Source organism: Arthrobacter woluwensis, assembly GCF_900105345.1.
Lineage (GTDB): Bacteria > Actinomycetota > Actinomycetes > Actinomycetales > Micrococcaceae > Arthrobacter_E > Arthrobacter_E woluwensis.
Genome location: NZ_FNSN01000003.1, coordinates 271,969 through 296,372, shown reverse-complemented (window position 1 = coordinate 296,372; position 24,404 = coordinate 271,969). Strand labels below are relative to the sequence as shown.

Here is a 24,404-nt window from a genome sequence, read left to right as displayed (position 1 = left end):
TGCTCGGCCCGCAGTGCTCCCGAACCTCAGTACACCGGGTACAGGGCCTCCGGGCGGAAGACGAGGTACCCGAGCTCCTTGTCATAGCCGTGGATCTCGCGGGTGTCCAGGACGTCCATGTAGTCCAGGATGTCCGCGGAGAAGCACTGGCCGGGCACGAGCACCGGGAAGCCGGGCGGGTACGGCGTGACGAAACTCGCCGAGACCACATAGCCCATCGCCAGCCGGTCGCGGATCTGCGCGGAGGAGAGGTGCTCCGTGGTGCCCTTGCGGTAGCTGAGGTAGTAGGCGGAGCGCATGTCGCCCGAGGCCCCGTCGGCCGTGAGGAAGGCGGGGGCGAAGCGGCTGAAGTCGGGGAGCGGGATCGACGGGATGCTGTCCGGTCCGGGCGGCAGGGCGCGGGTCTTCACCCGGGAGAGCGCCCGCTTGCGGTCCAGGTCCTCGGCGATCTTGACCAGCACCTCGATCAGGTACGCCACGGAGCTGCGGGTGGTGCCGATGGTCGTCATGATCAGGACGTTGGAGCGGCTGGTCTTGTTGACCTGGATGCGGTGGCCGTCCATGAGGTAGTCGTGCTTGAAGGTGTCGCCGTCCACGCCCGTGGCCGTGATGTCCAGGGTGATGCGGCACGGGTCCACCACGAACTCGTCCTCGGCCCATGCTTGATCCCAGGAGGCGAGGCCGTCCTTGGCCGGGTTCGGGCTGGACGAGACGCGGTAGGCGTCCGGGACGAGGTCCGAGGTGTAGAGGACCCGGAAGTACTTCCGCAGGAGGGCGTGCCGGCCCACGGTCCTCCGGATGCTCATGGCGAGGTCGGCCTGGCGCTGGACCAGGGCGTAGCCCTCCAGCTCCACCTGGCGGCGGCCGATGTCCAGGGACGCGAGGATCTGGTAGTTGGGGGAGGTGGAGGTGTGCGTCATGAACGCCTCCAGGAAGGACTCCTCGTTCAGTTCGGCGAAGTCCTGGTCGAAGACGTGGATCATCGACCCCTGGCGGAGCGAGGTCAGGGTCTTGTGCGTGGACTGTGTGGCGTATACGCGGAGGCGGGTCGACGTCGGGTCGGCGAGCAGGTGGGTGCGTACGAGCGTCTCCGTGTCGGCTCCGGCCAGCTGCGCCCGCTGCTCTTCGAAGCGGCGGCCGTAGTCCGCCGTCGTGAAGTCCTGTTCGAGGACCGCGGCGGCATGCATGGCCGTCCGCTGCCGGTACACCGGGTGGAAGCCGGCGAAGGCGAACCAGGCCTCGTCCCAGAGGAACACGAGATCCGGTTTGATCGCCAGGCACTCCTCCATGACACGGCGGGGGTCGTAGACGATGCCGTCGAAGGTGCAGTTGGTCAGGGTGATCATCTTGACCCGGTCCAGTTGCCCGGCGTCGCGGATGGCCAGCAGCCGGCGCTTGATGCTCTCGAGGGGCACGGCGCCGTACAGGGAGTGCTCGTCCAGGGGGTAGGCGTCGAGGTAGCTGACGGAGGCGCCCGCCAGGACCAGGGCGTAGTGGTGGGACTTGTGGCAGTTCCGGTCGACCAGGACGATGTCGCCGGGGCCGACGATCGACTGGTGCACGATCTTGTTGGCCGTGGAGGTGCCGTTGGTGGCGAAGTAGCTGCGGTGGCTTCCGAAGGCGCGGGCCGCGAGCTCCTGGGCCTCCTTGATGGCGCCGTGAGGATCGAGCAGCGAGTCGAGGCCGCCCGACGTCGCGGACGTCTCGGCCAGGAGGAGGTTCATGCCGTAGAAGTCGGCCATGTCCTCGATCCACGGCGAAGCCAGCACGGAGCCGCCGCGGGAGACCGGCAGGGCGTGGAACACCCCGCCGGGGCGGCGGCTGTACTCCTGGATGGCGTCGAAGAACGGCGTCTCGAAGCGTTCGGTGATGCCGCCGAGGATGGACAGGTGCAGGTCCATCGCGTCCGTCCGGGAGAAGACCCGGCGGAAGCGGCCGTTGACGGATCCGGCGAGGGATTCCAGGGCGACGCCGGCCATGAGGAAGACATCGAGCTCGGGGCGGATCTCCGCCACGGCGTCCGCGAGGTGGATGATCCGGCGGATGGACCGCGTCTCCTGCAGGCGGCTTCCGGCGCGCCGCTCGACGAAGCGGCGGAGCGAGCTGCTGAGCCGCTGCTGTGAGTGCGCGGAGATGCGAGGCGTCAGGATGACGGCCTGGATGCTGGGGTTGATCACGAGCGCGACCAGGGCGTCCACGAAGCTCGGCACCACGTTGACGTGATAGCTGAACTTGTCCAGGCCTCGGCGCTGGTCCCGCAGTTCCTTGGTGAAGCGCTCCAGTTCCTCGGACGGGCCGGAGTCCACGACGAGGACCTCGATGTGCGGCGCGGGACGGGAAGGGGTGGGGCCGTCCGCGTCGGGGGAGAGGTTGTCGCCCGGGGCGCCGTCCTCGCTGACGTGGAAGCCGGTCCGGAGCATCTCGTTGACGCTCTCCACCCGGCTCATGGCCTCGGAGTAGCGGCCCAGGCCGATCAGTTCGGAGATGTCCTTGACGGCCTGCAGGCCCGGGAGCGCCCAGTAGGGCTCGAGTGATTCGAGGAGCTGGAGAATGCCGGTGAAGGAGGCGGAGCTGCCCGTTTCGAGCTGCCCCATGCGGCGCTGCTGCAGGATTCCGGAGAGGGCGTACCCGAGGTACTCCCAGGTGTCCTTCCGGGTGCGCCATGCGCTTTCGGGGGTGCCGATCTCGGCACCCCACCGTCCCCCGGCTGTTGGTGCGAACGTCATTACTGTCCCTCGGCCTCACATCGAGAAATCCGGGACTGCCCCATTGCAGTCCGGCCGGCCCTGACGGCCTTGCGCATGACCTTACCCGCGCCCCTGATCGCTCCGAAGGCTTCCGGGAACATTACGAGGCGCAAACGGTATACAGACCTTCGCCCCGGGCCGCAACGGCCGCGGAATGGCTGGAAAACGCCGGAGGCCCGGACACCTGACGGTGTCCGGGCCTCCGGACAGGAGACTCCGTAACAGGACGGAACAGACCTAGCGCACGCCGCTCATGAGCTTCTTGATGGCCGGAGCGCCGGCCAGCAGCGCGAGGCCCAGCACCACGGCCACGCTGCCGACGCCGAGGAAGTATGGCGTCTCATTCGACGGGTCGTAGTAGCCCGCCAGGATGCCGGCCAGCGTGGTGCCCAGGGACACGGACAGGAAGAACAGTGCCACCATCTGCGCCTGGAACGCGGCCGGGGCCAGCTTCGTGGAGACGGACAGGCCGATCGGGGACAGGCACAGCTCGGCCAGCGTGAACAGCAGCAGGATGCCGACGAGCGCCAGGAGCGGGGTCTTCTCGGAACCTGCCAGCGGCAGGAAGGCCAGGAACGCCAGGCCCATGAGGACCAGGCCCAGGGAGAACTTCACGGGAGAGCTGGGCTGCTTCTCGCCGAGGCGGGTCCAGAGGGCCGCGAGCACGCCCGCGAAGATCACGATGAACACCGGGTTGATCGACTGCACCCAAGCGGCCGGCATCTCCCAGCCGAACAGGTGGCGGTCCAGCTTCTCGTCCGAGTACACGGCGATGAACGTGAACTGCTGCTGGAACAGTGCCCAGAACGCGGCGGAGGCGATGTAGAGCGGGATGAACGCGAAGACGCGCTTGCGCTCCACCGGCTGGGTCTTGCTGCTGCCCAGCAGGATGAGGAAGTACGCCACGGACGCGCCGATGGCCACGTACGCCATCCAGGTGGCCAGGTTCTGCGCGGTCACCAGGTGGGTCAGGAGCAGAGACACGATCAGGACGACGACGGCGCCGAAGATCAGCGCGTACTTCTTCCGCTCGCCCGGGGCCAGAGGGTTCGCCACATGGTGGGCGCTCTCCGGCATGTCCTTGCGCTTCAGGCTGTAGACGATGAGGCCGAGGGCCATGCCCACGGCGGCGGCGCCGAAGCCCCAGTGGAATCCGGCGCGGCTCTGCAGGAAGCCGGTGACGAGCGGACCCAGCAGGCCGCCGAGGTTGACGCCCATGTAGAAGAGGGAGAACCCGGCGTCGCGCCGCTCGTCCTTCTCCGAGTACAGGGTGCCGACCAGAGCCGTCGCATTCGCCTTGAGGCCGCCGGAGCCGAAGGCGACCAGCACGAGGCCGATCACCAGGCCGACGACGCCCGGGAGCAGGGCCAGGGCGACGTGGCCCGCCATGATCACGCAGGCCGAGAAGAACAGCACCCGCTCGGAGCCGAGCAGGCGGTCGGCCAGCCAGGCGCCCAGGATGGTGGAGAGGTACACGCCGCCGCCGTAAGCGCCGACCAGGCTCAGCGACAGGGCCTTGTCGAGGCCCAGTCCGCCGTCCGTGGCCGTGTAGTACATGTAGTAGGCCAGGATGCCCTGCATGCCGTAGAAGGAGAAGCGTTCCCACATCTCGACGGTGAAGAGGTTGGCCAGCAGTCGGGGGTGACCGAAGAAGCCTTTATCCGTGGACACGGTGGTGCCCGGCTCGGTCTGTACGGGGTTCATTCCATCCATGCTCCCAGCGGTATGTGAGTTAAGTCATCTTTAGTGGCCCCGGTCACGTTCTCCCGAGGGGTGGGGGCCGGAGCCGCTGGACCCGCGGAACGCGAGCGTCACGGCACGGAGCGCCAGGACGAACCCGGCGAAGAGCAAGGTGAAGCCGAAGAACGAGTGCCAGGACAGCGATGCCGTGAGAGATGGTCCTGAGTCGTCCAGGATCAGCAGGACGGCGCCGATGGTCGCCGCGGCAGCGAGCACCGCCACGATCAGCTGCTGGAACAAGCGCGTGAGGAAGCCGCGGTCGCCGTCGTCGGCCAGCACCCGGACCCGCGCGGTGAGGGTTCCCTGCTCCAGGGCGTCGGCCAGGCGGTCCACCCGCCGAGGCAGCCGGGCGAGGGTGGGCAGAAGCGTCAGGGCCTGCCGGCTCAGTTCGGTCTTGAGCCGTTCCGGGGTGAACTCCTGCTCCAAATGGTCCGAACCGAGCGCGCGGGCTTCCGCGATCACGTCGAAGTCCGGGTCCAGCAGCCGCAGCGTGCCTTCGAGCGCAGCCAGTGCGCGGAAGGCCGCGGCGATCTGGGGCGGGACCGCGAACCCGTGATCGAGGACCAGGGTGAAGAGCTTGCCGAACAGGGCGGCGCCGCCCTGGGGACCGAAGCCCCCCCGGAAGCGGACCATGAGCTGGCCGAGCTCGCGCGTCAGGCGCCGTTCGTCGAGCCGGGTGGGTGGGTCGAGGAGTTCCAGCAGGGCGTCACCGGCGAGGCGTTCGTCGTCGGCGTCGATCGCGAAGAGGAGGGAGGCGAGGGCGCGCCGACTCCCGCTCTCCAGACGACCGACGGACCCGAAATCCAGCAGGGCGAGCCGGCCGTCCTCGCAGAGCAGCACGTTCCCGGGATGGAGGTCGGCATGAAAGACGCCGTCCACCGTGAGCTGGCCGATGGTGGCGCGGAGCAAGGTGCGCGCCAGATCCCGCCGTGCCGCGGGGTTGAGAGCCGCCAGCTGCTCCCCGGCCCGGCCCAGGGGGATCCCCTGAAGGCGCTCCATGACCAGAAGCCGTTCCGTGCTGAGCTCCTCGTGAACCTGCGGGACCCGGAGCTCCTCTCCGCGGACGGCGTGGGCGAGGGCTCGCGTGTTCTCCGCCTCCACCCGGTAATCCAGTTCCTCCGTCAGGGAGTCGGCGAAACCACGGGCGAGCGCCACGGCGCCCAGACGGCGGGCCCACGGGGCCGTCCGTTCCAGCCAGCGTGCCAGTTGCTCGATGATGGAGATGTCCAGGCTCACCTGTTCCAGCGCCGACGGCCGCTGGATCTTGAGGACCACGTCCCGTTGCGCGTGGTCCGGCTCGAGGGGATTCAGCGTCGCGGTGTGGACCTGCGCCACGGACGCGGCGGCCAGGGGAGCGTGGTCGACGTGACTGAACACGTCCAGGGCGGGCTTGCCGAGTTCGCGGTCGAGAGCCTGCCGGATGCGGTCCCAGGGTTCAGGCTGAACTTCGCTCTGCAGCCGGGAGAGCTCCCGAATGTAGGCGGCCGGCAGCAGATCGCTCCGAGTGGACAGCATCTGGCCCAGTTTCACGAACGTCACGCCGGCTTCCTCCAGCGTCTGCCGCAAGGCCCGCGCCGTCCGCTCCTCCCGGTCCCGCGCGTGCCGGGAAAGTCCCCGGAATCCAAGGGCCAGTCCGTGACGGCTGGCGATCCGGACCACCTCCGTGTACCGGCCGGCCTGCCGGGAATGGGTCCGGGCGGACTGCAGCCAGGAGAAGGGGTTGGGCAAGGTCCCCGTGGGCACCATGATCTCGCAGGCCATCAGGACCGCGACGCCCAGAGCAAATGTCCAGAGGGCCGAAAGCCCCGCGACCAGGACGGCCGCGGCCGGGTCCCGGCTCACGCTCTCCGGACTGTCGAGACCCGCCGCGCCCAGAAACAGCCGCACCGCGGCGGAGAAGAAGAGGGTGAGCATGAACGCCACGAGGATCGAGCGCGGCCATCCCACGGGCACGCCCAGGAGCCTGCGGGAGACCGAGGCCAGGAACCAGGTCTGGACGAGGAAGAAGAACAACGTGAGGAGGACTTCGACGAGGCCCCCCACCCAGGAAAGTGCGTCCACGCTCTCATTCTCGCCTGCGGTCCGAAGGCCTGGCATCATCCCGGAGTGGGACTGTGGACAACTCCAGGATGACGCGTTGTGGAACTCTCACTGGGGCGCTCGCAGGATAGTCTGGGAGCAGTTGTCCCGGCGTCGTGCGCCGGGCCGGAGGCAGAGGAGAAGTCGCAGCGTGAGCGAGGTTGAGACCGTACGGGTCCAGGACATTCCGGAAGGCGCCACCATCGTCGACGTCCGTGAGGACTACGAGTGGGAAGCCGGCCATGTGGAGGGTGCGCTGCACGTCCCCCTGAACACCTTGCCCCTGCGGTTCGAGGAACTCGACCCTGACGAGGACCTCTACATCATCTGCCGCACCGGTGGACGCTCCTGGCAGGCCAGCCAGTGGCTCGTGGGCCAGGGCTATTCCGCCATCAACGTGGCGGGCGGCATGGACGAGTGGTTTGAAGCCGGCCGTCCCATGGTGGCCGAGGGGTCCGAGACCCCGCGCGTCCTGTAACACCCGCCCGCAGAACACCGGAAGAACCGAGCATCCCATGAGCGCTGCAACGCCCCGCTACACCTACCTGGGCCCGGAAGGCACCTTCACCGAGGCCGCGCTCCTCCAGGTGCCCGGCGCCTCGGAGGCCATCCGCATCCCCGTCAGCAACGCCAAGGTGGCGCTCGAGAAGGTGCGACTGGGCGAGGCCGACGCCGCGATGATCCCCATCGAGAACTCGGTGGAGGGCGGCGTGCCCGCCACGCTGGACGCCATCGCCACCGGCAGCGAGCTCCGGATCATCCGCGAGGTGCTCGTGCCGGTGAATTTCCAGCTGGTCGCGCTGAAGGGGACGGCGCTCGAGGACATCCGGGTCGTCTCGACCCACGGCCATGCCTGGGCGCAGACCCGCGAATGGTTCGACGAGCACCGCCCCGGCGTCGAGTACCTGACCGCGCCGTCGACGGCGGCCGCCGCCGTCGCGCTCCTGGAGAAGGACCCGCAGCACCAGGCCGCCGTGTGCGCGCCGATCGTGGCGCGCAGTCACCCGGAGCTCGAGGTGCTCGCCGAGAACATCGGCGACAACCCGGACGCCGTCACCCGCTTCATCCTGGTGGCGCGGCCAGGTTCGATGCCGCGCCCGACCGGGGCCGACAAGACCACGCTCGTGGTGCCGCTGCCCGAGGACCACCCGGGCGCGCTCATGGAGATCCTGGAGCAGTTCGCCAGCCGGGGCGTGAACCTGAGCCGGATCGAATCGCGTCCCACCGGCCAGTACCTGGGCCACTACTTCTTCAGCATCGACGCCGATGGCCACGCCCATGAAGCCCGCGTCCAGCAGGCGCTCGCGGGCCTGCACCGCATCAGCCCCGCCACGCGCTTCCTCGGGTCGTATGCCCGGGCCGATGCGCAGTCGCCCGTGGTCGCACCGCACAATTCGGACGCCGCCTTCGCCGCCGCGGATCAGTGGGTGGCCGGGATCCTGGAGGACGGCGCGGCAGGGTAGCGCTGGATGGTTGCTCCGTCCCCGCGGCGTGCCTCTATCTGACGGATGCCCGGGCGCGTATGCTTACCTGAACATTTCCAGTGCGCGCCGGGTCTCAGCGTTCCGGCGGAAAAGGCGGGCCTCACCAGGCACGCCGGATTGCGCCCGAACCGAATCAGGGAGGCACCATGAGCGAGAACGATGGCCAGGGGATGATCGTCAACCCCGTGTCCGACGACGACAACCAGGACTGGGACGGCGACGAGGCGGATCGTGCCGACCGCCTGCGTTTCGCCGAGGAGCAGGCGATGATCAAGGAGCAGTCGGAGCATCATCAGGATGACTCCCTGCGCCGCGCTCAGCAGCAGGCCGACGAGGAGTCCGGCGAGGCCAAGTAGCCTCACGAGTCGCCCGCGGACGTCTGTTCGCGGGCGTCACTGCGCGAACGTCACTGTTCCGGGCGCACTCGCACGGACAGGGACTGCGGCCAGATCTCCACGCTGATGCGGGTGGCGGGCCCGGACGGATCGCCGTCGAGCTGTGTCTCCATCGGTTCCGGGCTCCACACCGTCATCCGGTTCACGGCGTAGGAGCGCATGATCGGCAGGACTCCGTTGTGCTTGAACAGCACCTTCAGATACATGAGGATCCAGCCGGCCACACTGCGCGGGCTGATCACGACGGCGTCGAGCAGACCGTCGTCGACCATGGCGTCGGGCAGGAAGTCGAGACCGCCCGGGACCAGGCCGCAGTTGGCGAAGAGGATGCTGCGGATCTTGCGCTTCTGAGGGTGCGCGCCGTCGAGGCTGATCGTGACCGCCTTGCGCCGCCCGCTCAGATGGCGCAGGCCCGCGGCGGTGTAGGCCATCCATCCGATGGTCTTCTTGAGGTCGTCCCGGGTGTCGACGAGCACCTCGGCGTCCATGCCGATCCCCGCCATCACCAGGAACCCGTGCCGCGTGACGGTGCCGTCGACGGCGTTCTGGAGTTCCGCCGTCGCGGTGTCGATCCGCCGTTCCCAGCCGAACAGTGCCGCGCCGACGCAGCCACGCAGGTCGGTGACGTTCATCTGGAGGTTCCGGGCCAGAAGGTTTCCTGTGCCGAGCGGGATGAGCCCGAGCGGCATGCCGCTGCCGGCCAGGACTTCGGCGACCGCCCGGACGGTGCCGTCGCCGCCCGCTGCGAGCACGGCGTCGTACCCCTCCTCGAGGGCGGTCCGCGCCTGGCCGTAGCCGGGATCCTCCACAGTCGTCTCCAGGAAGACGGGCTCGGGCCAGCCCGCGGTCTGGATGGCGTGACGGATCTGTTCGCGGGCGCCGGCGGCGTTGTTCTTCACCGGATTGATCACGACGGCGATCCGCTGCGGGCCGCTGATCGGCGCGCTCACGGGGCCGGCCACCGCGCTGCGGCGATGGATCGCTTTGAGGCGCCGGGCGCCCCACCATCCGGCCACGGCGGACGCGGTGAAAGCGGCTGCGCCACCCGCGAAGAGAACGTACTGACCAGTCTTCCCCATAATGCTCCTAAGCGTACCTGCGAGGGGCCCCGTCCGAGCGAAGCGAGGAAAGGGGTAGCAGGAAGCGCTTCGCCGGCCCCTTCGATCCCGCCACTTAGCAGGGACTGAGCCCTATTCGATACCCTTGGACCGTGATCGACGTTAAAGAACTCATTGAGAATCCTGAGAAGTTCCGGGCCAGCCAGCGTGCGCGTGGTGCGGACGAGTCTCTGGTGGACCAGCTGGTCGCCGCGGATGCCACACGTCGGTCCGCCCTGACCCGGTACGAAAACCTCCGCGCCGAACAGAACGCGTTCGGCAAGCGGGTGGCCCAGGCGAAGGGCGAGGAGAAGCAGGCGCTCCTGGCCGAGGTCAAGGAGCTGGCGGCCAACGTCAAGGCCGCGGCCGCCGAGGCCGACGCGGCTCAGACCACGCAGGACGAGCTGCTCCGCGTGATCCCCAACCTCGTGCTGGACGGCGTTCCGGAAGGCGGCGAGGACGATTACGTGGTCGTGAAGACCGTGGGCGAGCCGCGTGAGTTCACCGATTTCGAACCCCGCGACCACCTGGAGATCGGCGAACTGATCGGCGCCATCGACATGGAACGCGGCGCCAAGGTCTCCGGTTCGCGCTTCTACTTCCTCAAGGGTGTGGGCGCCCGCCTGGAGATGGCGCTGCTGCAGATGGCCATGGACCAGGCGATCGCCAACGGCTTCGTCCCGATGATCACCCCCACGCTCGTGCGTCCGGAGACCATGCAGGGCACCGGCTTCGACGTGAAGCACGACGCCGAGATCTACCGCCTCGCCGAGGACGACCTCTACCTGGTGGGCACCTCCGAGGTGGCCCTGGCCGGCTACCACGGGGACGAGATCCTGGACCTGTCCGACGGTCCCATCCGCTACGCGGGCCAGAGCTCCTGCTACCGCCGCGAGGCCGGTTCGCACGGCAAGGACACCCGCGGCATCATCCGCGTCCACCAGTTCAACAAGGTGGAGATGTTCATCTACACGACCCAGGAGGAGGCGGCCGCCGAGCATGAGCGCCTGCTGGCCTGGGAAGAGGAGATGCTGGCCAAGTGCGAGCTCCCGTACCGCGTGATCGACACGGCCGCCGGTGATCTGGGATCCTCCGCCGCACGGAAGTTCGACTGCGAGGCCTGGGTCCCCACGCAGGGCGCCTACCGCGAGCTGACCTCCACCTCCAACTGCACCGGCTACCAGGCCCGCCGCCTGAACATCCGCGAGCGGGTGTTCTCGGAGGACGGGACGCCCAAGGGCACGCGCGCCGTCGCGACCCTGAACGGCACCCTGGCCACGACCCGCTGGATCGTCGCCATCCTGGAGCACCACCAGAACGCGGACGGCTCCGTCACGGTCCCGGCCGCGCTCCGTCCGTACCTGGGCGGCCTCGAGGTGTTCCCGGTTCTCTAGGGGCCGCGTTTCACCCCACAGATCGAAGGTCCCCGCTCCTGTGGTCTTTCCCCCGCGCTTCGGTGGTGTGGAAAGACCACAGGGGTGGGGATTCTGGTTTTCCACATGGAGCAACTCGTCCCGAGCACATCCGAGAGCCCACGATGGACTGGAGGCATGGAATTCCCGGAGTTCACCTTCCTGACCGTGGGTCGGGGAACCGATCCGCGCACAGCCAGGAATCTCAGCCGGAATTTCGCCGCAGGCCGGCTCGTTCGCTTGCGCCGTGGCGTGTACATCCCCATCGAGGAGTGGCTCGGAACCACCTCCTGGGGGCGTTATGCCGCGTCGACTGCGTCGCTAGGTTTGCCTGGGCCGGCCCCGGTCTTCTGCCGGGAGACGGCGCTGTCGTTGCATGGCTTCAGCCTTGCCAGAGTGCCACTCACGGTGGAGTACCTGACGGATTCGCTGTCCAGTTGGGGCCGACGGCCTTCGCCCAGGCTCTATGGCGATATGCCCGCGGCGGCAAAGGCGTGGGGTCGGATCCAACCCGACACTCGAAGGGTGCTGCCAACAGGATTTCGCGACGCGCGGCGGCCAGGAGCCGAGCGCAAGCCGACGCGCCTCTCGGTGGCTCATCTCGGCGTCGTGCTTCCACTGCAGAGACTTGAGGCTGTTCTCCTGGACACCTTGCACCGCATGGCGTTCCCCGATGCGATTGTGGTCGTGGACGCCATTGCGGCGCACGACTCGAGGATCAAAAGTCCGTGCAGTCTCGAAGGCCTGGCGGCATCCCTGGCAGGGCTACCGTCGGGTGCGGCACGGGATCGGACCGGGAAGGTCCTGCGCTTCGCAGATCCGGCGGCGGAATCAGTGGGTGAGTCGTTCAGCCGGGCGGTGATCGAACAACTTGGTTTCGAAGTTCCCGAATCCCAGTTCCGGGTCATGGGGCCGTGTGGGGAGGTCGCCCGGACCGATTTTTACTGGCGGAGCCGGAAGCTGGTCGGTGAGTTCGACGGGATCATGAAGTACAGCCGCTCCAGGGACTTCAGCGGCAAAGATCCGGCGCAGGTCGTGGTTGAGGAGAAAGTCCGGGAGGACAGAATCCGAGCCGAGGGTTACCAGGTGGTGCGCTGGGTCTGGGGCGAGCTCATGAAACCTGAACTTCTGCGGGGGAAGCTGCTCAGGGCCGGAGTCCCAAGGCGGTGACTACTTTTCCCGGTACTTACGGTCATCCCCCTGCGCTTCGGCGGCGGGGAAAGTCTGTAAAGCCGGGGATTTCTTTCGCAGGCGCCGGCGGCGGCGACGCCGGATCCCCTTCACCAGGAACACCAGCACCACCGGGATCAGCAGCAGGGACGTCACGAACAGGCCCACGCCCCGGAAGAAGATCCCCCAGGTCTCGTACCCCTCCACGACGGCGTCGGACGGGTTGCCGGGCTCGTAGACCACGGTCACCTGCTCGCCTTCGGCCGGATGGCGTTCGGTGGGGATCAGGGCGCGGACGGTCAGGGTTCCGCTCGCCTCCTCGGGGTAGACCGTCGAGCCGTCCGGTGAGGCGGGGCCGTCGGCAGAGTAGGCCGCGGTGATCTGGCGGTTGCTCGCCTTCTTTCCGTCGTCGATGGCGACGACGACGCCGGGCGTCCGGGTCCCGTGGGCGAGGAGGTCCTCGTCCTGGGCCACCATCACGAAGCCGGCCACCGCGAACGCCGGCCCGACCAGGAGGACCGCGAAGAACACCGCGCCGGAGAGCCACCCCTTGACCTTGGCCCCAGCGCCCCGGGCCCCGGCGCCGCTCGTCGCCGTCCGGGCCTTCGGTCCGTTCCCCGCCATCTCGCTCCTCTTCCCCCATCACGGATCAAGCATCCACCGCCTTGTACTGTACGTTGCGCCCGGGCCGCGACCCCCCCCAGGCGAACATGCACACTGTGCGCAAGGCTGTGAGTATTAACCTCCGCGCCCGGCTGTTCACGCCGAATTCACGCCGCGCTGTGACCTGGCTCCTGGCCCGGCGCGCCGCGGAGTGCTTCACTGAATCATGACCATTTTGACTGAACATGCAGTCGCTGACATCGAAGATCAGCAGCAGAATCCCACCGCCCACCTCATCGCCCTGGACGTCGACGGCACCCTCGTGGACCACGACGGCCACATGTCACCCGGCGTCCGCGAAGCCGCCCAGGCCGTCGTCGCCGCAGGTCATCAGGTGATCATCGCGACCGGCCGTTCCCTCAACGCCACCCTTCCGATCGTCGAGCTCATCGGCCTCACCGAAGGGTACGTGGTGTGCTGCAACGGCGGCGTCACGCTCCGCCTGGATCCCACCCTGGCCGACGGGTACGAAGTCATCCACCGTGAGACCTTCGACCCTGCCCCGGCCCTGACCGCCCTCCGCAAGCGCCTGCCCGTCGCGAAGTACGCCCTGGAGGACTCGGAAGGCCGGTTCCTCTCCACCGAGCGCTTCCAGGACGCCAGCTTCGGGGTCGAGGCCACCGCCGTCGACTTCCACGAGATGCTCGAGGCGGAAGCCGTCCGCGTGGTGGTCTTCAGCTCCGAGAACACGTCTGAGGACTTCACCGAGGCGATCGCCGGCATCGGCCTGAGCGGCGTCACGTACTCGGTCGGCTGGACGGCGTGGCTGGACATCGCCGCGGCCGGCGTCACCAAGGCCAGCGCCCTCGAACGGCTCCGGGAATCCCTCGGCTGGGACGCCACGCGCACGCTCGCCATGGGCGACGGCCGCAACGACGTCGAGATGCTCGCCTGGGCCGCCCGCGGCGTCGCCATGGGTCAGGCCCCCGAAGAGGTCCGGGCCGTGGCGGACGAGATCACCGCTTCGGTGGACGACGACGGCGCCGCACGCGTCCTGCGTTCCCTCCTCGCGTAAAGGCCGGGGCAGCCTCAGTCGCCGGCGCCGGCCGCTCCCCGGAGCAGCCGGGCGGCGAGGCCTCGCCCGAGGAACTCCTCATGCCACCCGGTCCGGCTCAGCGCCTTGCTGACCGCCTGGGTGCTGATCCCGAGGGCCGAGGCCACGGTCTTGTACTGCCCGCGCACGCCCGGCGTGAGCAGGTCCACCACGCGCCATTCGGCCTCCGACCGGTCGGCCACGATCCGGGCCACGAGCCGCAGCGCGCCTTCCGCATCCAGGGCAGCGTCCGGTGACTCGCCGGCGACCGCCACCGCATAGCGGACCTGTCCCTTCTCCAGCGCCACCATGGCGCCGGTCGCCAGGTCCCGCGCGAAACGGGCCGAGGTGTCGTCCACGCCCTGAGCCGCTCCGACGGCGGCGAGCAGGCCGGGATGGCGGGGCGCCAGCAGTGCCGCGCGCACGGCGTCGTCGGCGCTCTGGGTGATCAGCCACCAGGACGGCGAGGCGTCGGCTTTGCGCGCCCCGAGGGCCTGCAGGGCGTCGGCCGCGTCCGGGGCCATGCGGGAGGCGCGGAAGCAGACGGCGTAGCTGTTCATGAGCGGGAGCCTCCGGGGACGGTCGTGGTCCGGGCCGGGTTTCCGGCCTCCCTGCAACTGTAATGGGTGGCCTGCGGGCGGGTGCTTCCCGCGTCACCACGACGACGGCGACCCGCCGCGGACCGTCGGTGACAGTCGCGCGGCGGGTCGCCGTCGTCGTGCAGCCGGGGCGTGCCCCGGCGGGGATCAGTGGCCCTGGGCCTGGAAACGCTCGATGGAGGCCTGGAGCTCGGCCTCGGCGGCGGCGCGGTCCGACCAGCCGGCGGCCTTGACCCACTTGCCCGGCTCGAGGTCCTTGTAGCGGGTGAAGAAGTGCTCGATCTCCTTGATCAGGAACTCGTCCAGATCGCCGATCTCCTGCAGGTGGTCGAAGCGCTTGTCGGCCGGCACGCAGACGACCTTGGCATCGCCGCCGGCCTCGTCCTCCATGTTGAAGATGGCGATCGGGCGGGCTTCCATGACGATGCCGGGGAACAGGTCCACATCCGGGTAGTACACCAGGGCGTCCAGCGGGTCGCCGTCCTCACCCAGGGTGTCGTCGAAGAAACCGTAGTGGGTGGGGTACTGCATCGAGGTGAAGAGGACGCGGTCCAGGCGGACGCGGCCGGTCTCGTGGTCCACTTCGTACTTGACGCGGGAGCCGCGCGGGATCTCGATCGTGACGTCGTGCTTCATGGGAACTCCGTAGCTTGTCGTGCCGCCTCGCGGCGTGAGGTACTGAGCGGCAGGCTGATGACCCTGCCGCCGACTACTATTGAGGATATAGCCACGGCCTGGGATTTTCTCCGGCCGGGCAGCCCGCAGCAGGCCCATGACGCCGCCGGGCCGGGACGGTGACAGGGGATTCACGCACATGAGCAGGGTGGCGCGCGCCGCGGGTTCGGCACTCCTGGTCCTGGTGCTGCTGGCCCTGATCGTCCCCCTCGGATTCCACTGGTCCGGCGCCTCGTTCCCGGCCATGCCGGGGCCCGCCGTCAGCACCCCGCCCTGGCAGCTGCCGCCCTCGACCCCGGCCCCGCAGAGTGGCTCCTTGCGCTCCGGGGCGCCGCAGCCGTCGTCGTCCGCGCTGTCCGCCCTGCTCGCCAAGACCCTGGTGCCCGACGGCGCGGGGAGCTTCTCCGCCCAGGTCCTGGACGCGGAGACGGGGGCGGTGCTGTATTCACGCACCGCGGGCGAGGCTCGCACTCCGGCGTCCAATATGAAACTCCTGACCGCGGCGGCGGCGCTCCAGGCTCTCGGCCCGGACAGCCGCTTCACGACCGAGGTCGTCCGCACGGGTCCGTCCTCCCTGACGATCCGGGGCGGGGGAGACGTGCTGCTCACCGCGGGCACTTCGCAGCCGGACGAGATCATGGGCCACGCCGGACTGGCGACCCTCGCCACCCGCACGGTCGCGCAGCTGCGGGCGGCCGGGGTGAAGGGCAAGGTGTCGGTGGCGGGCGACGACGGGCTGTTCAGCGGCCCGGCGCTGAACCCTGCCGTGGACCCGGGCGACGTCGAGGCGGGGGAGACCGCTCCCGTCGCACCGATGGCGCTGAACTCCGCCCGCACGGACCCCGATGTGCTCACCGGACCGCGCCCGCAGGATCAGACCGCCACCGTGGTCAAGGCGTTCCTGGCCGCGCTCACCACGGCGGGCGCGACCGGCGGGAGCCCTCTCACCTTCGTGGCCGGCGGCAAGGCCGGGTCGGGCGAGGTCCTGGCCGGCGTGGAGTCCGCCACGGTCGCCGAACAGGTGTCCTGGATGCTCCAGCACTCGGACAACTTCCTGACCGACGTCCTGGGGCGGATGGTCGCCGTGAAGTCCGGCCGTCCCGGAAGTTATGCCGGCGCGATCGCGGCCGTCCGGAGTGAACTCGATCAGCTCGGACTGGACACACGCGGCATGGTGATCGCGGACCTGAGTGGGCTGTCGGCCGCCAACCGGGTGAGCCCCGCCCAGTTCGCGGCGCTGATCCGGCTCATGACGACCGGTTCCAACGCCGCCCTGCGCTCCGCGCTGGACGGATTCCCGGTGGCGGGCCTCAGCGGAACCCTCAACGCCCGCTACGGAGACGCCTCCAGCAGGGGCGGCGCAGGCCTTGTCCGGGCGAAGACCGGCACGCTCAACACCGTGCTGAGCCTCTCCGGCTACGTGGTGGACGCGGACGGCAGGCTCCTGGTCTTCTCCTTCATCGGCAACGGCCTCACCCCGGGCGCGGCCGGGAACAAGGCCGCCCTCGACGACTCGGCGACCGTGCTGGCCGGCTGCGGCTGCCGCTGAGACGCTCCACCCGCGTCGGACCGGAAGCCCGGTGAACTGTCAGCCCGGTAGGGCAGGATGGTGACATGAGCTCTCAGTCCACACCCGCACTCATCGACTGGAACCTGGCCGCGGCCACCGCGGCGCGGCTCGCACCGGCAGGCCCCCGATTGCGGCCGGCCGAGATCGCCGCCGCGGTGGAGGACATCCGGGCCAAGGCGGACGCCTCGGTGGAGCATGTCCACCGCATCACCGGTCTCGAAGCCGCCCGGGATCTGCGGGACTCCCAGGTCCTCGTGGTGGACCGGGCCGGCTGGTCCAAGGCCAACACGCAGGGCTTCGCGGCCATGATGACGCCGGCCCTGCACGCGTTCCGGGAGCGGCTGGCCAAGGACATGACCCCTGGCGGCGCGAAGGTGGGCGGGGCGATCACCGGGGCGCAGATGGGTTCGGTGCTGGCCTTCCTCTCCAGCAAGGTCCTCGGCCAGTACGAGCCGTTCTCCGCCCATCTGAACCAGGGTGAGGGCCAGGCGGGACGTCTCCTCCTGGTCGCGCCGAACATCGTGGAGATCGAACGACAGCTGGGGGTGGACCCGGACGACTTCCGCCTCTGGGTGTGCCTGCACGAACAGACCCATCGCGTGCAGTTCGCCGCGGCGCCGTGGCTGGCCGGCTTCATGATGGAGCAGATCGGTCAGCTGAGCGGCTCCCTGGTGGACAACGCCGGGTCCTTCCTCGAACGGGCCTCCCGCGCCGTGGTGTCCCTGAAGGAGGAACGCCAGGACCCGGACGCCCCCAAGGGCTCGATCACGGACCTGCTGCAGGGCCCGGAGGAGAAGGCGATCATGTCGCGCCTCACCGGCATCATGAGCCTGCTGGAAGGCCACGCCAATGTGGTCATGGACGCGGTCGACGCCGACGTCGTGCCCAGTGTCCGCACCATCCGGCAGCGGTTCAGTGCGCGCGGCAAGGACCGCGGCGTGGTGGAGAAGTTCTTCCGGCGTCTGCTCGGTCTGGACGCCAAGATGCGGCAGTACACGGACGGCGCGCGCTTCGTCCGCGCCGTGGTGGACCGCGTGGGGATGGAGGGCTTCAACAAGGTCTGGGAACGCCCCGAGAACCTCCCCACCGAGGCCGAGATCCACGACGCCGACACTTGGCTCGTGCGCATGGGGCTCGCCGGCGGTGTCTGAGGCGGAGTTCCCGCCGGCTCCCGCGCAAGGCGTCACGACCGCTGTGCCCGGCTCGGTGGACGCCGCCGGCACCGCACCCTCCGCGTCCTCCTCTGTCCGGCCCGCCGCCGGAGACCCTGAGTCCGCCGGGGCTGATGCCGACGCGTCCTCCGCCCCTGGCACCCGGCCCCGCGGACGCCGCAGCAAGGGGCGGCTCGCGCCGGTCCTGGGGACGGCCCGCCTGCACCTGCGTCAGGCGCTGGAGGGCGAAGGATACCTGCCGAGGAATATGGCGCGTGGTCAGCAGGCCAAGGATGCCGCAGGTGACGGGCCTCTGCGGGTGCTCGTCGCTCTCAGTGGCGGCCCCGATTCCCTCGCCTTGGCCGCCGCGACGGCTTTCTATGCCCGAGGCGGTATGTTCGAGGCCGGTGCCGTCGTGGTGGATCATCAGCTGCAGGAAGGGTCCGCCGAGGTCGCCCGGCGTGCGGCGGACCAGGCGCGGGAGCTCGGTCTGGACCCCGTCCGGGTGGTCGCCGTGACGGTCCCGGACACGGGGGACGGTCCCGAAGCCTCGGCCCGGGCCGTGCGGCATGAAGCCCTGGAAGCGGCCGCCCGTGACGCCGGCGCCCAGGTGGTCCTGCTCGGCCACACCCTGGACGACCAGGCCGAACAGGTCCTCCTCGCCCTCGCCCGCGGTTCCGGGACTCGCGCGCTGTCGGGCATCCCCCGCCGTCGGGACTTCTCCGGCGGGAGCTACCTGCGGCCGTTCCTGGACCTGCGCCGCGAGGACACGGAAGCCGTGTGCGAGGCGGAGGGGCTGGAGACCTGGCAGGACCCGAGCAACGCCGATCCCGCCTTCGCGCGCTCCCGCGTGCGGACCGTGGTGCTGCCCTTCCTGGAGCAGCAGCTAGGACCCGGCGTCGCGGAGTCGCTGCACCGCTCGGCCCACATCCTCGCGGCGGACGCCGCCTACCTGGACGCCGAGGCCGACCGGCACTTCGCCGCACTGGCGGTGATTCGTGAGGACGGCGCCCTCGAGCTTCCCGAGCAGGGGCTCCGCGACCTTCCGGAGGCGCTGCGTGTGAGAGTCGTCGCACTCGCGGTGACCGCGCTCGGCGGTTCGCCGAGCTATGAAAGGCTCCAGGCCGCCGTCGCACTCCTGAAACGACAGGGAAGCGCGGGTCCCGTGCAGCTGCCGGGCAAGGTGAGCGTGCATCGCCTGCCGAGGCCCAAAGGGGCGCGCAGGGGCGGCGGGGAGTATGGGAAACTGGTGCTCAGGAGTACCGGGGGTCGCGCGGCAGACGCGGGACTGACAGGCCAAGGCTAGAAACAACAGGAGTCAGGGTGGATTCGCAGGACGTCCAGGCAGATCTCAAGGAAATTCTTCTCACCAAGGAGGAGATCCAGCAGCGCATCACGGAACTCGCCGCTCAGATCGACAAGGATTACGAAGGGCGCGATCTGCTGATCGTGGGTGTGCTGAAGGGCGCCGTCATGGTCATGGCGGACCTGGCGAGGGCGCTGCACAGCCACGTGACCATGGACTGGATGGCCGTGTCGTCCTACGGCTCCGGCACGCAGTCCTCCGGCGTCGTCCGCATCATCAAGGACCTCGAGACGGACCTGCTGGGCAAGCACGTCCTGATCGTCGAGGACATCATCGACTCCGGCCTGACCCTCTCCTGGCTCAAGGCGAACCTGGAGTCCCGTGGCCCCGCGAGCGTGGAGATCTGCACCATGCTGCGCAAGCCGGATGCCGCCAAGGTCGAGATCGACGTCAAGTACGTCGGCAAGGACATCCCCAACGAGTTCGTGGTGGGCTACGGCCTCGACTACGCCGAGAAGTACCGCAACCTGGACTTCGTGGGCAGCCTGGCCCCGCACGTCTACGAGTAGGCACCTTCTTCCGGAACCCCGTCCGGACACCGCCCGCGCTGCAACAGCCGGAGGTGTTCAGGGCGGGGTTCCGTGCTGTCCAGGTCCATGTTCTTCGCCTGGCCCTGCGCCCTAGTTCCCCTCTTGCGCCCCAATTGAGGCGCAAATGACGAATCTGGGCGCGGAAACAGTGGATTCCAGAGAGCGGGGGGCTGGGGAGAGGGAACTCACGGGTCCCGGTCATGGCCGCTCGGGCTCCCGAGCCATCACCCCGGCTACCCTTCCCGGCCCGGATGCCGTTTAATGTCTCCATGCCCCACAACCCCTGCGCCTCTCTCGACACCCTTGACCTAACACGTGTGAGGTTCGAGACTCCGGACCGCCGCCCCGTCCTGCACTACACGGCGGCGAGCACCTGGCTCAATGATCCCAACGGCCTCATTTACCACCACGGGCTCTACCACCTCTACTACCAGAACAACCCGTTCGGGAACGTCTGGGGCAACATGTCCTGGGGCCACGCCACGTCCGTCGATCTGGTGCACTGGGACGAGCACGCCGTCGCCATCCCCTGCGAGGACGGCGAGGCCATCTTCTCCGGCAGCGCCGTGTTCGACGCGCGGAACACCAGTCGGCTCGGCACCGCCGAGCAGCCGCCCCTCGTGGCGATCTACACGAGCGCCTACGAGGCGCCCCACCCCCTGGCCGGGCGTCAGGCGCAGTCTCTCGCCTACAGCCTCGACGGCGGTTTCACGTGGACCAAGTTCGCCGGCAATCCGGTGCTGGACCGGGCCTCCAGCGACTTCCGGGACCCCAAGGTCATCCGCTGCCAGGATCCCGCCGGTGACTTCTGGCTCCTCGTGGCGGTCGAGGCGCTGGAGAGGAAAGTGGTCCTCTATCGCTCGGAGAACCTGCGGGACTGGGAGTTCCTGAGCGAGTTCGGGCCGGCCAACGCCATCGGCGGCGTCTGGGAGTGCCCCGACCTCTTCCCGCTCCCGGACCCTGAGCGTCCGGGCCGGCAGAAGTGGGTCCTCCTCGTGAACCTGAACCCCGGCGGCGTGGCGGGCGGCTCCGGCGGCCAGTACTTCGTGGGGGACTTCGACGGCGTGCGCTTCACCCCCGACCACGGGTCCCTCCTGGCCGAAGGCCCCGTGGACGCGGACGGCCCTGCCTCGGACGTGTCCCCGGCGCGCCGCCTCGCGGACTGCCTCTGGCTGGACCACGGGCGCGACTGCTACGCGACCGTCTCCTTCGACAGCGCCCCCGGCGAGGGCCGCGTCCTGATCGGCTGGATGAGCAATTGGGACTACGCCGTCCAGACGCCCACGGACCCGTGGCGCTCCGGGATGACGCTCGCGCGGCGGGCCGCCCTGGTCTCCACGCCGGACGGCCTGCGGCTCGCCCAGCAGCCGGTCCTTCCCGAGTCCGGCGCGGGTCAGCGTCTTCAGCGGGCCCGGGACGTCGCTCTGGAACCGGGCGAACCCTTCGCGTTGGCGGACTTCCCCGACGACGCCGCGCAGCGCATCCGCCTGGCGGTCCGGCCGGACGCCGCCCCCCTCACCCTGCGCCTGTTCGACGACGGCGAGCGGGCCGCCGTCGTCCGCTACTCGCCGGAGGAGGGGGTGCTCAGCCTGGACCGCCGGAGCAGCGGCGACGTCGCCTTCCACGAGAAGTTCGCGTCCGTGGAGCGGGTCAGGGTCGCCCCGAGCGACGGTGTTCTGCGGCTCGACATCATCCTGGACCGCGGTTCGGTGGAGATCTTCGCCCAGGACGGCCTCGTCGTCCTGACGGATCTGGTGTTCCGAGGACCGGGCCAGGTGGGGGCGTCCCTCACGGGCGGCGCGGGCGCGGTGTTGGATTCGCTGGAGGTGGACCTCCTGAGCTGACGGCCCGCGCCGCCTCCGGCGCACGGAGGCGCCCCACTTTCGCCCTGAGGGAACTTTTCGCATCCGATGTGCGTCTGATGGTGGAGACGGTGTAAAGCTAGATTCCAGAGAACTGGGTCCAGCGCCGTGCTCGGGCCAAGCATTCGCAGGAGGGATGGGGCACACGCCCCGGTAGATGAAACTCAAAAATATCGCCAAGGGTCCCTGGATCTGGATCGCCGTCGCGGTGGCCATCATGCTCCTCGCCTTCGCCACGTTCGCGCCGGGTGGACCCGCGCAGATCGACACCAACAAGGGTCTCGAGCTGCTGTCCCAGTCGGGCAAGGTGGACCAGGCCAAGATCATCGACGGCGAGAACCGGGTGAACCTCACCCTCAAGGACTCCCTCAGCGTCGACGGCCAGGACAAGGGCAAGGACGTCTACTTCAAGTACGTCGACGCCCGGGCCAAGGACGTCGTCACCGCGGTGAACGACGCCAAGCCGGCCAAGGGCTTCCAGGACCAGCCGGTGGAGAGCAACTGGTTCTCCGGTCTGCTGTCCCTGCTGCTGCCCGTGCTGCTGCTCGTCCTCCTGTTCTGGTTCCTCATGTCCCGCATGCAGGGCGGCGGCTCCAAGGTCATGCAGTTCGGCAAGTCCCGGGCCAAGATGCTCAGCAAGGACATGCCGCAGGTGACCTTCGCGGACGTCGCCGGCGCCGACGAGGCGGTGGAGGAGCTCCACGAGATCAAGGAGTTCCTGCGCGAGCCCGGCAAGTTCCAGGCCCTCGGCGCCAAGATCCCGAAGGGCGTGCTGCTCTACGGCCCTCCCGGCACCGGTAAGACCCTGCTGGCCCGCGCCGTCGCCGGCGAGGCCGGGGTCCCCTTCTTCTCCATCTCCGGCTCGGACTTCGTCGAGATGTTCGTCGGCGTGGGCGCCTCGCGTGTCCGTGACCTGTTCGAGCAGGCCAAGGCCAACAGCCCGGCCATCATCTTCGTGGACGAGATCGACGCCGTCGGCCGTCACCGTGGCGTCGGCATCGGCGGCGGCAATGACGAGCGCGAGCAGACCCTGAACCAGATGCTCGTGGAGATGGACGGCTTCGACGCCAAGACCAACGTCATCATGATCGCGGCGACCAACCGCCCCGACATCCTGGACCCCGCCCTGCTGCGCCCCGGCCGCTTCGACCGTCAGATCCCCGTGGACGCCCCGGACCGCAAGGGCCGCGAGGATATCCTCAAGGTGCACGCGAAGGGCAAGCCGTTGGCCCCCGGCGTCGACCTCAACGCCGTCGCCAAGAAGACCCCGGGCTACACCGGCGCCGACCTGGCCAACGTGCTGAACGAGGCCGCGCTGCTCACGGCCCGCTCCAACGCGGACCTGATCGACGACCGCGCCCTGGACGAGGGCGTGGACCGCGTGATGGGCGGCCCGCAGCGCCGCAGCCGCACGCAGAAGGAGCACGACCGCAAGATCACCGCGTACCACGAGGGCGGTCACGCCCTGGTGGCCGCGGCCCTGCACAACGCCCCGCCCGTCACCAAGGTGACCATCCTCCCGCGCGGCCGTGCCGGCGGCTACACCCTGGTGGTCCCGGACGACGATCCGCAGGGCTACACCCGCAACGAGCTCCTGGACCGCATGGCCTGGGCCATGGGCGGCCGCGTGGCCGAGGAGATCGTCTTCCACGACCCCACCACGGGCGCCTCCAACGACATCGAGCAGGCCACCACCACGGCCCGCCGCATGGTCACCGAGCTCGGCATGAGCGAGAAGGTCGGCGCCATCAAGGTGGCCGGCGGCGTCTCGAACGTCATGGGCGCCGGGCGCGGCGGCGATGACAGCGGAGTCACCATCTCCAACGAACTCGCGGCCCTGGTCGACGAAGAGGTGCGCAGGCTCCTGGACGACGCCCACGACGAGGCGTACTCCGTGCTGACCGAGAACCGGGACATCCTGGACGCCATGGCGCTGGAGCTCCTCGAGAAGGAGACCATCAACCAGGCCGATGTGGAGCGCCTGACGGCGGGCGTGCGCAAGCCCGTCCAGCGCCCGATCTGGCTCTCCAAGGAGTCCCGCCCGGTGCAGCACATCGCGCCGGTGCAGTCGAGCCGCGAAAAGGCCCAGCTGGCCGCCCAGCAGGTCCCGGCCCCGGCCGAGTCGGAGTCCGCGCCGCACGTGATCGAAGATGACGGACAGCCCGAAGGCCCGCAGGGTCTCTGAGCCGGACGGCTAGGATGCTTAGGTGACTCACATCGACGACGACGTCCCCAACACTGCCTCGGACGCCGCCTCAGCGGACGGCCCCATGGACCTGCCGCGCATCGAGGCGGCGGTCCGGGAGATCCTGATCGCCGTGGGGGAGGACCCGGACCGCTCCGGCCTGGCCGACACCCCCGCCCGGGTGGCGCGTGCCTACGCCGAGATGTTCTCGGGCATCCACCAGGACCCGGGATCGGTCCTCCAGACCATGTTCGACATGGACCACGAGGAACTCGTGCTGGTCAAGGACATCCCGTTCTACTCGACCTGTGAGCATCACCTGGTCCCGTTCCACGGCGTCGCGCATGTGGGGTACATCCCCTCGCACGACGGCATGGTGACGGGGCTGAGCAAACTGGCGCGCCTCGTGGACATCATCGCCCGCAGGCCGCAGGTGCAGGAACGGCTCACCACGCAGATCGTGGAAGCCCTCGTGACCCACCTCAAGCCGCGCGGCGCCATCGCCGTCGTGGAATGCGAACACATGTGCATGTCGATGCGGGGCATCCGCAAGCCCGGCGCCAAGACCGTCACCAGCGCGGTCCGCGGGCAGCTGCACGACCCAGCCACACGAGCTGAAGCCATGAGCCTGATACTCGGAAGGTAA

At 69.2% G+C, this 24,404-nt stretch carries 20 protein-coding genes; 13 read left to right on the top strand and 7 right to left on the bottom strand.

Features of this window, described 5'->3' with window-relative positions; translation table 11 throughout:
• Window positions 1-26: 26 nt before the first annotated feature.
• The 3 genes from BLV63_RS01990 to BLV63_RS01980 all read right to left on the bottom strand — a co-directional run bounded on the left by BLV63_RS01990 (window position 27) and on the right by BLV63_RS01980 (window position 6,548).
• A complete protein-coding gene (locus BLV63_RS01990; protein ID WP_066213378.1) occupies window positions 27-2,726 on the bottom strand; it encodes an aminotransferase class I/II-fold pyridoxal phosphate-dependent enzyme in 2,700 nt (899 codons plus the stop codon).
• A 258-nt stretch (window positions 2,727-2,984) separates the two neighbouring features.
• Window positions 2,985-4,460: a peptide MFS transporter gene (locus tag BLV63_RS01985; RefSeq protein ID WP_066213375.1), complete on the bottom strand. Its 1,476-nt coding sequence runs from the start codon at window positions 4,458-4,460 to the stop codon at window positions 2,985-2,987.
• 30 nt (window positions 4,461-4,490) lie between these two features.
• On the bottom strand, window positions 4,491-6,548 hold the full coding sequence (locus BLV63_RS01980; protein ID WP_254780431.1) for an ABC1 kinase family protein: 2,058 nt from the start codon (window positions 6,546-6,548) through the stop codon (window positions 4,491-4,493).
• Between the two features lie 169 nt (window positions 6,549-6,717).
• Between BLV63_RS01980 and BLV63_RS01975 the strand changes: the two genes are divergently transcribed.
• The 3 genes from BLV63_RS01975 to BLV63_RS01965 all read left to right on the top strand — a co-directional run bounded on the left by BLV63_RS01975 (window position 6,718) and on the right by BLV63_RS01965 (window position 8,406).
• Window positions 6,718-7,044, top strand: coding sequence for a rhodanese-like domain-containing protein (locus BLV63_RS01975; protein ID WP_066213371.1), 327 nt, complete (start codon window positions 6,718-6,720; stop codon window positions 7,042-7,044).
• A gap of 37 nt (window positions 7,045-7,081) precedes the next feature.
• Entirely contained in the window at window positions 7,082-8,029 is a 948-nt protein-coding gene (gene pheA / locus BLV63_RS01970) for a prephenate dehydratase (RefSeq protein WP_066213368.1), read from the top strand.
• Window positions 8,030-8,196: 167 nt separating this feature from the next.
• Window positions 8,197-8,406, top strand: coding sequence for a hypothetical protein (locus BLV63_RS01965; protein WP_066213365.1), 210 nt, complete (start codon window positions 8,197-8,199; stop codon window positions 8,404-8,406).
• A gap of 50 nt (window positions 8,407-8,456) precedes the next feature.
• On the opposite strand, the gene BLV63_RS01960 is transcribed toward BLV63_RS01965, so the two are convergent.
• A complete protein-coding gene (locus tag BLV63_RS01960) occupies window positions 8,457-9,524 on the bottom strand; it encodes a diacylglycerol/lipid kinase family protein (protein WP_066213361.1) in 1,068 nt (355 codons plus the stop codon).
• Between the two features lie 131 nt (window positions 9,525-9,655).
• Between BLV63_RS01960 and serS the strand changes: the two genes are divergently transcribed.
• Together serS and BLV63_RS01950 are read left to right on the top strand one after the other, a co-directional pair.
• Window positions 9,656-10,936: a serine--tRNA ligase gene (gene serS / locus BLV63_RS01955; RefSeq protein ID WP_066213358.1), complete on the top strand. Its 1,281-nt coding sequence runs from the start codon at window positions 9,656-9,658 to the stop codon at window positions 10,934-10,936.
• Between the two features lie 156 nt (window positions 10,937-11,092).
• Window positions 11,093-12,124: a hypothetical protein gene (locus BLV63_RS01950; RefSeq protein ID WP_066213353.1), complete on the top strand. Its 1,032-nt coding sequence runs from the start codon at window positions 11,093-11,095 to the stop codon at window positions 12,122-12,124.
• Here BLV63_RS01950 and BLV63_RS01945 read toward each other — a convergent pair whose 3' ends face one another.
• Window positions 12,125-12,748, bottom strand: a complete 624-nt coding sequence (locus BLV63_RS01945) for a DUF3592 domain-containing protein (RefSeq protein WP_066213351.1) — start codon at window positions 12,746-12,748, stop codon at window positions 12,125-12,127. It lies immediately after the preceding gene.
• Between the two features lie 205 nt (window positions 12,749-12,953).
• Here BLV63_RS01945 and BLV63_RS01940 point away from each other — a divergent pair, with 205 nt between their 5' ends.
• The gene (locus tag BLV63_RS01940) at window positions 12,954-13,802 is read left to right on the top strand and encodes an HAD family hydrolase (RefSeq protein ID WP_066213348.1); all 849 of its coding nucleotides are present in this window, start codon (window positions 12,954-12,956) and stop codon (window positions 13,800-13,802) included.
• A 14-nt stretch (window positions 13,803-13,816) separates the two neighbouring features.
• Here BLV63_RS01940 and BLV63_RS01935 read toward each other — a convergent pair whose 3' ends face one another.
• The gene (locus tag BLV63_RS01935) at window positions 13,817-14,380 is read right to left on the bottom strand and encodes a hypothetical protein (protein WP_066213345.1); all 564 of its coding nucleotides are present in this window, start codon (window positions 14,378-14,380) and stop codon (window positions 13,817-13,819) included.
• Between the two features lie 186 nt (window positions 14,381-14,566).
• Window positions 14,567-15,055, bottom strand: a complete 489-nt coding sequence (locus tag BLV63_RS01930) for an inorganic diphosphatase (RefSeq protein WP_066213343.1) — start codon at window positions 15,053-15,055, stop codon at window positions 14,567-14,569.
• A 178-nt stretch (window positions 15,056-15,233) separates the two neighbouring features.
• Here BLV63_RS01930 and dacB point away from each other — a divergent pair, with 178 nt between their 5' ends.
• The 7 genes from dacB to folE all read left to right on the top strand — a co-directional run bounded on the left by dacB (window position 15,234) and on the right by folE (window position 24,404).
• Entirely contained in the window at window positions 15,234-16,643 is a 1,410-nt protein-coding gene (gene dacB, locus BLV63_RS01925; RefSeq protein WP_066213340.1) for a D-alanyl-D-alanine carboxypeptidase/D-alanyl-D-alanine endopeptidase, read from the top strand.
• Between the two features lie 65 nt (window positions 16,644-16,708).
• Window positions 16,709-17,815, top strand: a complete 1,107-nt coding sequence (locus BLV63_RS01920; protein ID WP_066213337.1) for a zinc-dependent metalloprotease — start codon at window positions 16,709-16,711, stop codon at window positions 17,813-17,815.
• Window positions 17,808-19,121 (top strand): tRNA lysidine(34) synthetase TilS, encoded by a 1,314-nt coding sequence (tilS, locus tag BLV63_RS01915; RefSeq protein WP_254780429.1) that lies wholly within the window; start codon window positions 17,808-17,810, stop codon window positions 19,119-19,121. Before BLV63_RS01920 ends, tilS begins: the two co-directional genes overlap by 8 nt.
• A 17-nt stretch (window positions 19,122-19,138) precedes the next feature.
• Complete coding sequence (hpt, locus tag BLV63_RS01910) at window positions 19,139-19,690, top strand: hypoxanthine phosphoribosyltransferase (protein ID WP_066213334.1); 552 nt, start codon at window positions 19,139-19,141, stop codon at window positions 19,688-19,690.
• Between the two features lie 338 nt (window positions 19,691-20,028).
• Window positions 20,029-21,555 carry a glycoside hydrolase family 32 protein gene (locus BLV63_RS01905; RefSeq protein WP_066213330.1) on the top strand — a complete coding sequence of 509 codons (1,527 nt, stop codon included), beginning with the start codon at window positions 20,029-20,031 and terminating at the stop codon, window positions 21,553-21,555.
• 175 nt (window positions 21,556-21,730) lie between these two features.
• Window positions 21,731-23,758, top strand: a complete 2,028-nt coding sequence (gene ftsH, locus BLV63_RS01900) for an ATP-dependent zinc metalloprotease FtsH (RefSeq protein ID WP_066213327.1) — start codon at window positions 21,731-21,733, stop codon at window positions 23,756-23,758.
• Between the two features lie 22 nt (window positions 23,759-23,780).
• Window positions 23,781-24,404 carry a GTP cyclohydrolase I FolE gene (folE, locus tag BLV63_RS01895; protein ID WP_066213324.1) on the top strand — a complete coding sequence of 208 codons (624 nt, stop codon included), beginning with the start codon at window positions 23,781-23,783 and terminating at the stop codon, window positions 24,402-24,404.

Coding starts and splice junctions, on each gene's coding strand:
- BLV63_RS01990 (WP_066213378.1), bottom strand. CDS start 2,726: ATGACGTTCGCACCAACAGCCGGGGGACGGTGGGGTGCCGAGATCGGC.
- BLV63_RS01985 (WP_066213375.1), bottom strand. CDS start 4,460: ATGGATGGAATGAACCCCGTACAGACCGAGCCGGGCACCACCGTGTCC.
- pheA (WP_066213368.1), top strand. CDS start 7,082: ATGAGCGCTGCAACGCCCCGCTACACCTACCTGGGCCCGGAAGGCACC.
- BLV63_RS01965 (WP_066213365.1), top strand. CDS start 8,197: ATGAGCGAGAACGATGGCCAGGGGATGATCGTCAACCCCGTGTCCGAC.
- BLV63_RS01960 (WP_066213361.1), bottom strand. CDS start 9,524: ATGGGGAAGACTGGTCAGTACGTTCTCTTCGCGGGTGGCGCAGCCGCT.
- BLV63_RS01950 (WP_066213353.1), top strand. CDS start 11,093: ATGGAATTCCCGGAGTTCACCTTCCTGACCGTGGGTCGGGGAACCGAT.
- BLV63_RS01945 (WP_066213351.1), bottom strand. CDS start 12,748: ATGGCGGGGAACGGACCGAAGGCCCGGACGGCGACGAGCGGCGCCGGG.
- BLV63_RS01940 (WP_066213348.1), top strand. CDS start 12,954: ATGACCATTTTGACTGAACATGCAGTCGCTGACATCGAAGATCAGCAG.
- BLV63_RS01935 (WP_066213345.1), bottom strand. CDS start 14,380: ATGAACAGCTACGCCGTCTGCTTCCGCGCCTCCCGCATGGCCCCGGAC.
- BLV63_RS01930 (WP_066213343.1), bottom strand. CDS start 15,055: ATGAAGCACGACGTCACGATCGAGATCCCGCGCGGCTCCCGCGTCAAG.
- dacB (WP_066213340.1), top strand. CDS start 15,234: ATGAGCAGGGTGGCGCGCGCCGCGGGTTCGGCACTCCTGGTCCTGGTG.
- BLV63_RS01920 (WP_066213337.1), top strand. CDS start 16,709: ATGAGCTCTCAGTCCACACCCGCACTCATCGACTGGAACCTGGCCGCG.
- ftsH (WP_066213327.1), top strand. CDS start 21,731: ATGAAACTCAAAAATATCGCCAAGGGTCCCTGGATCTGGATCGCCGTC.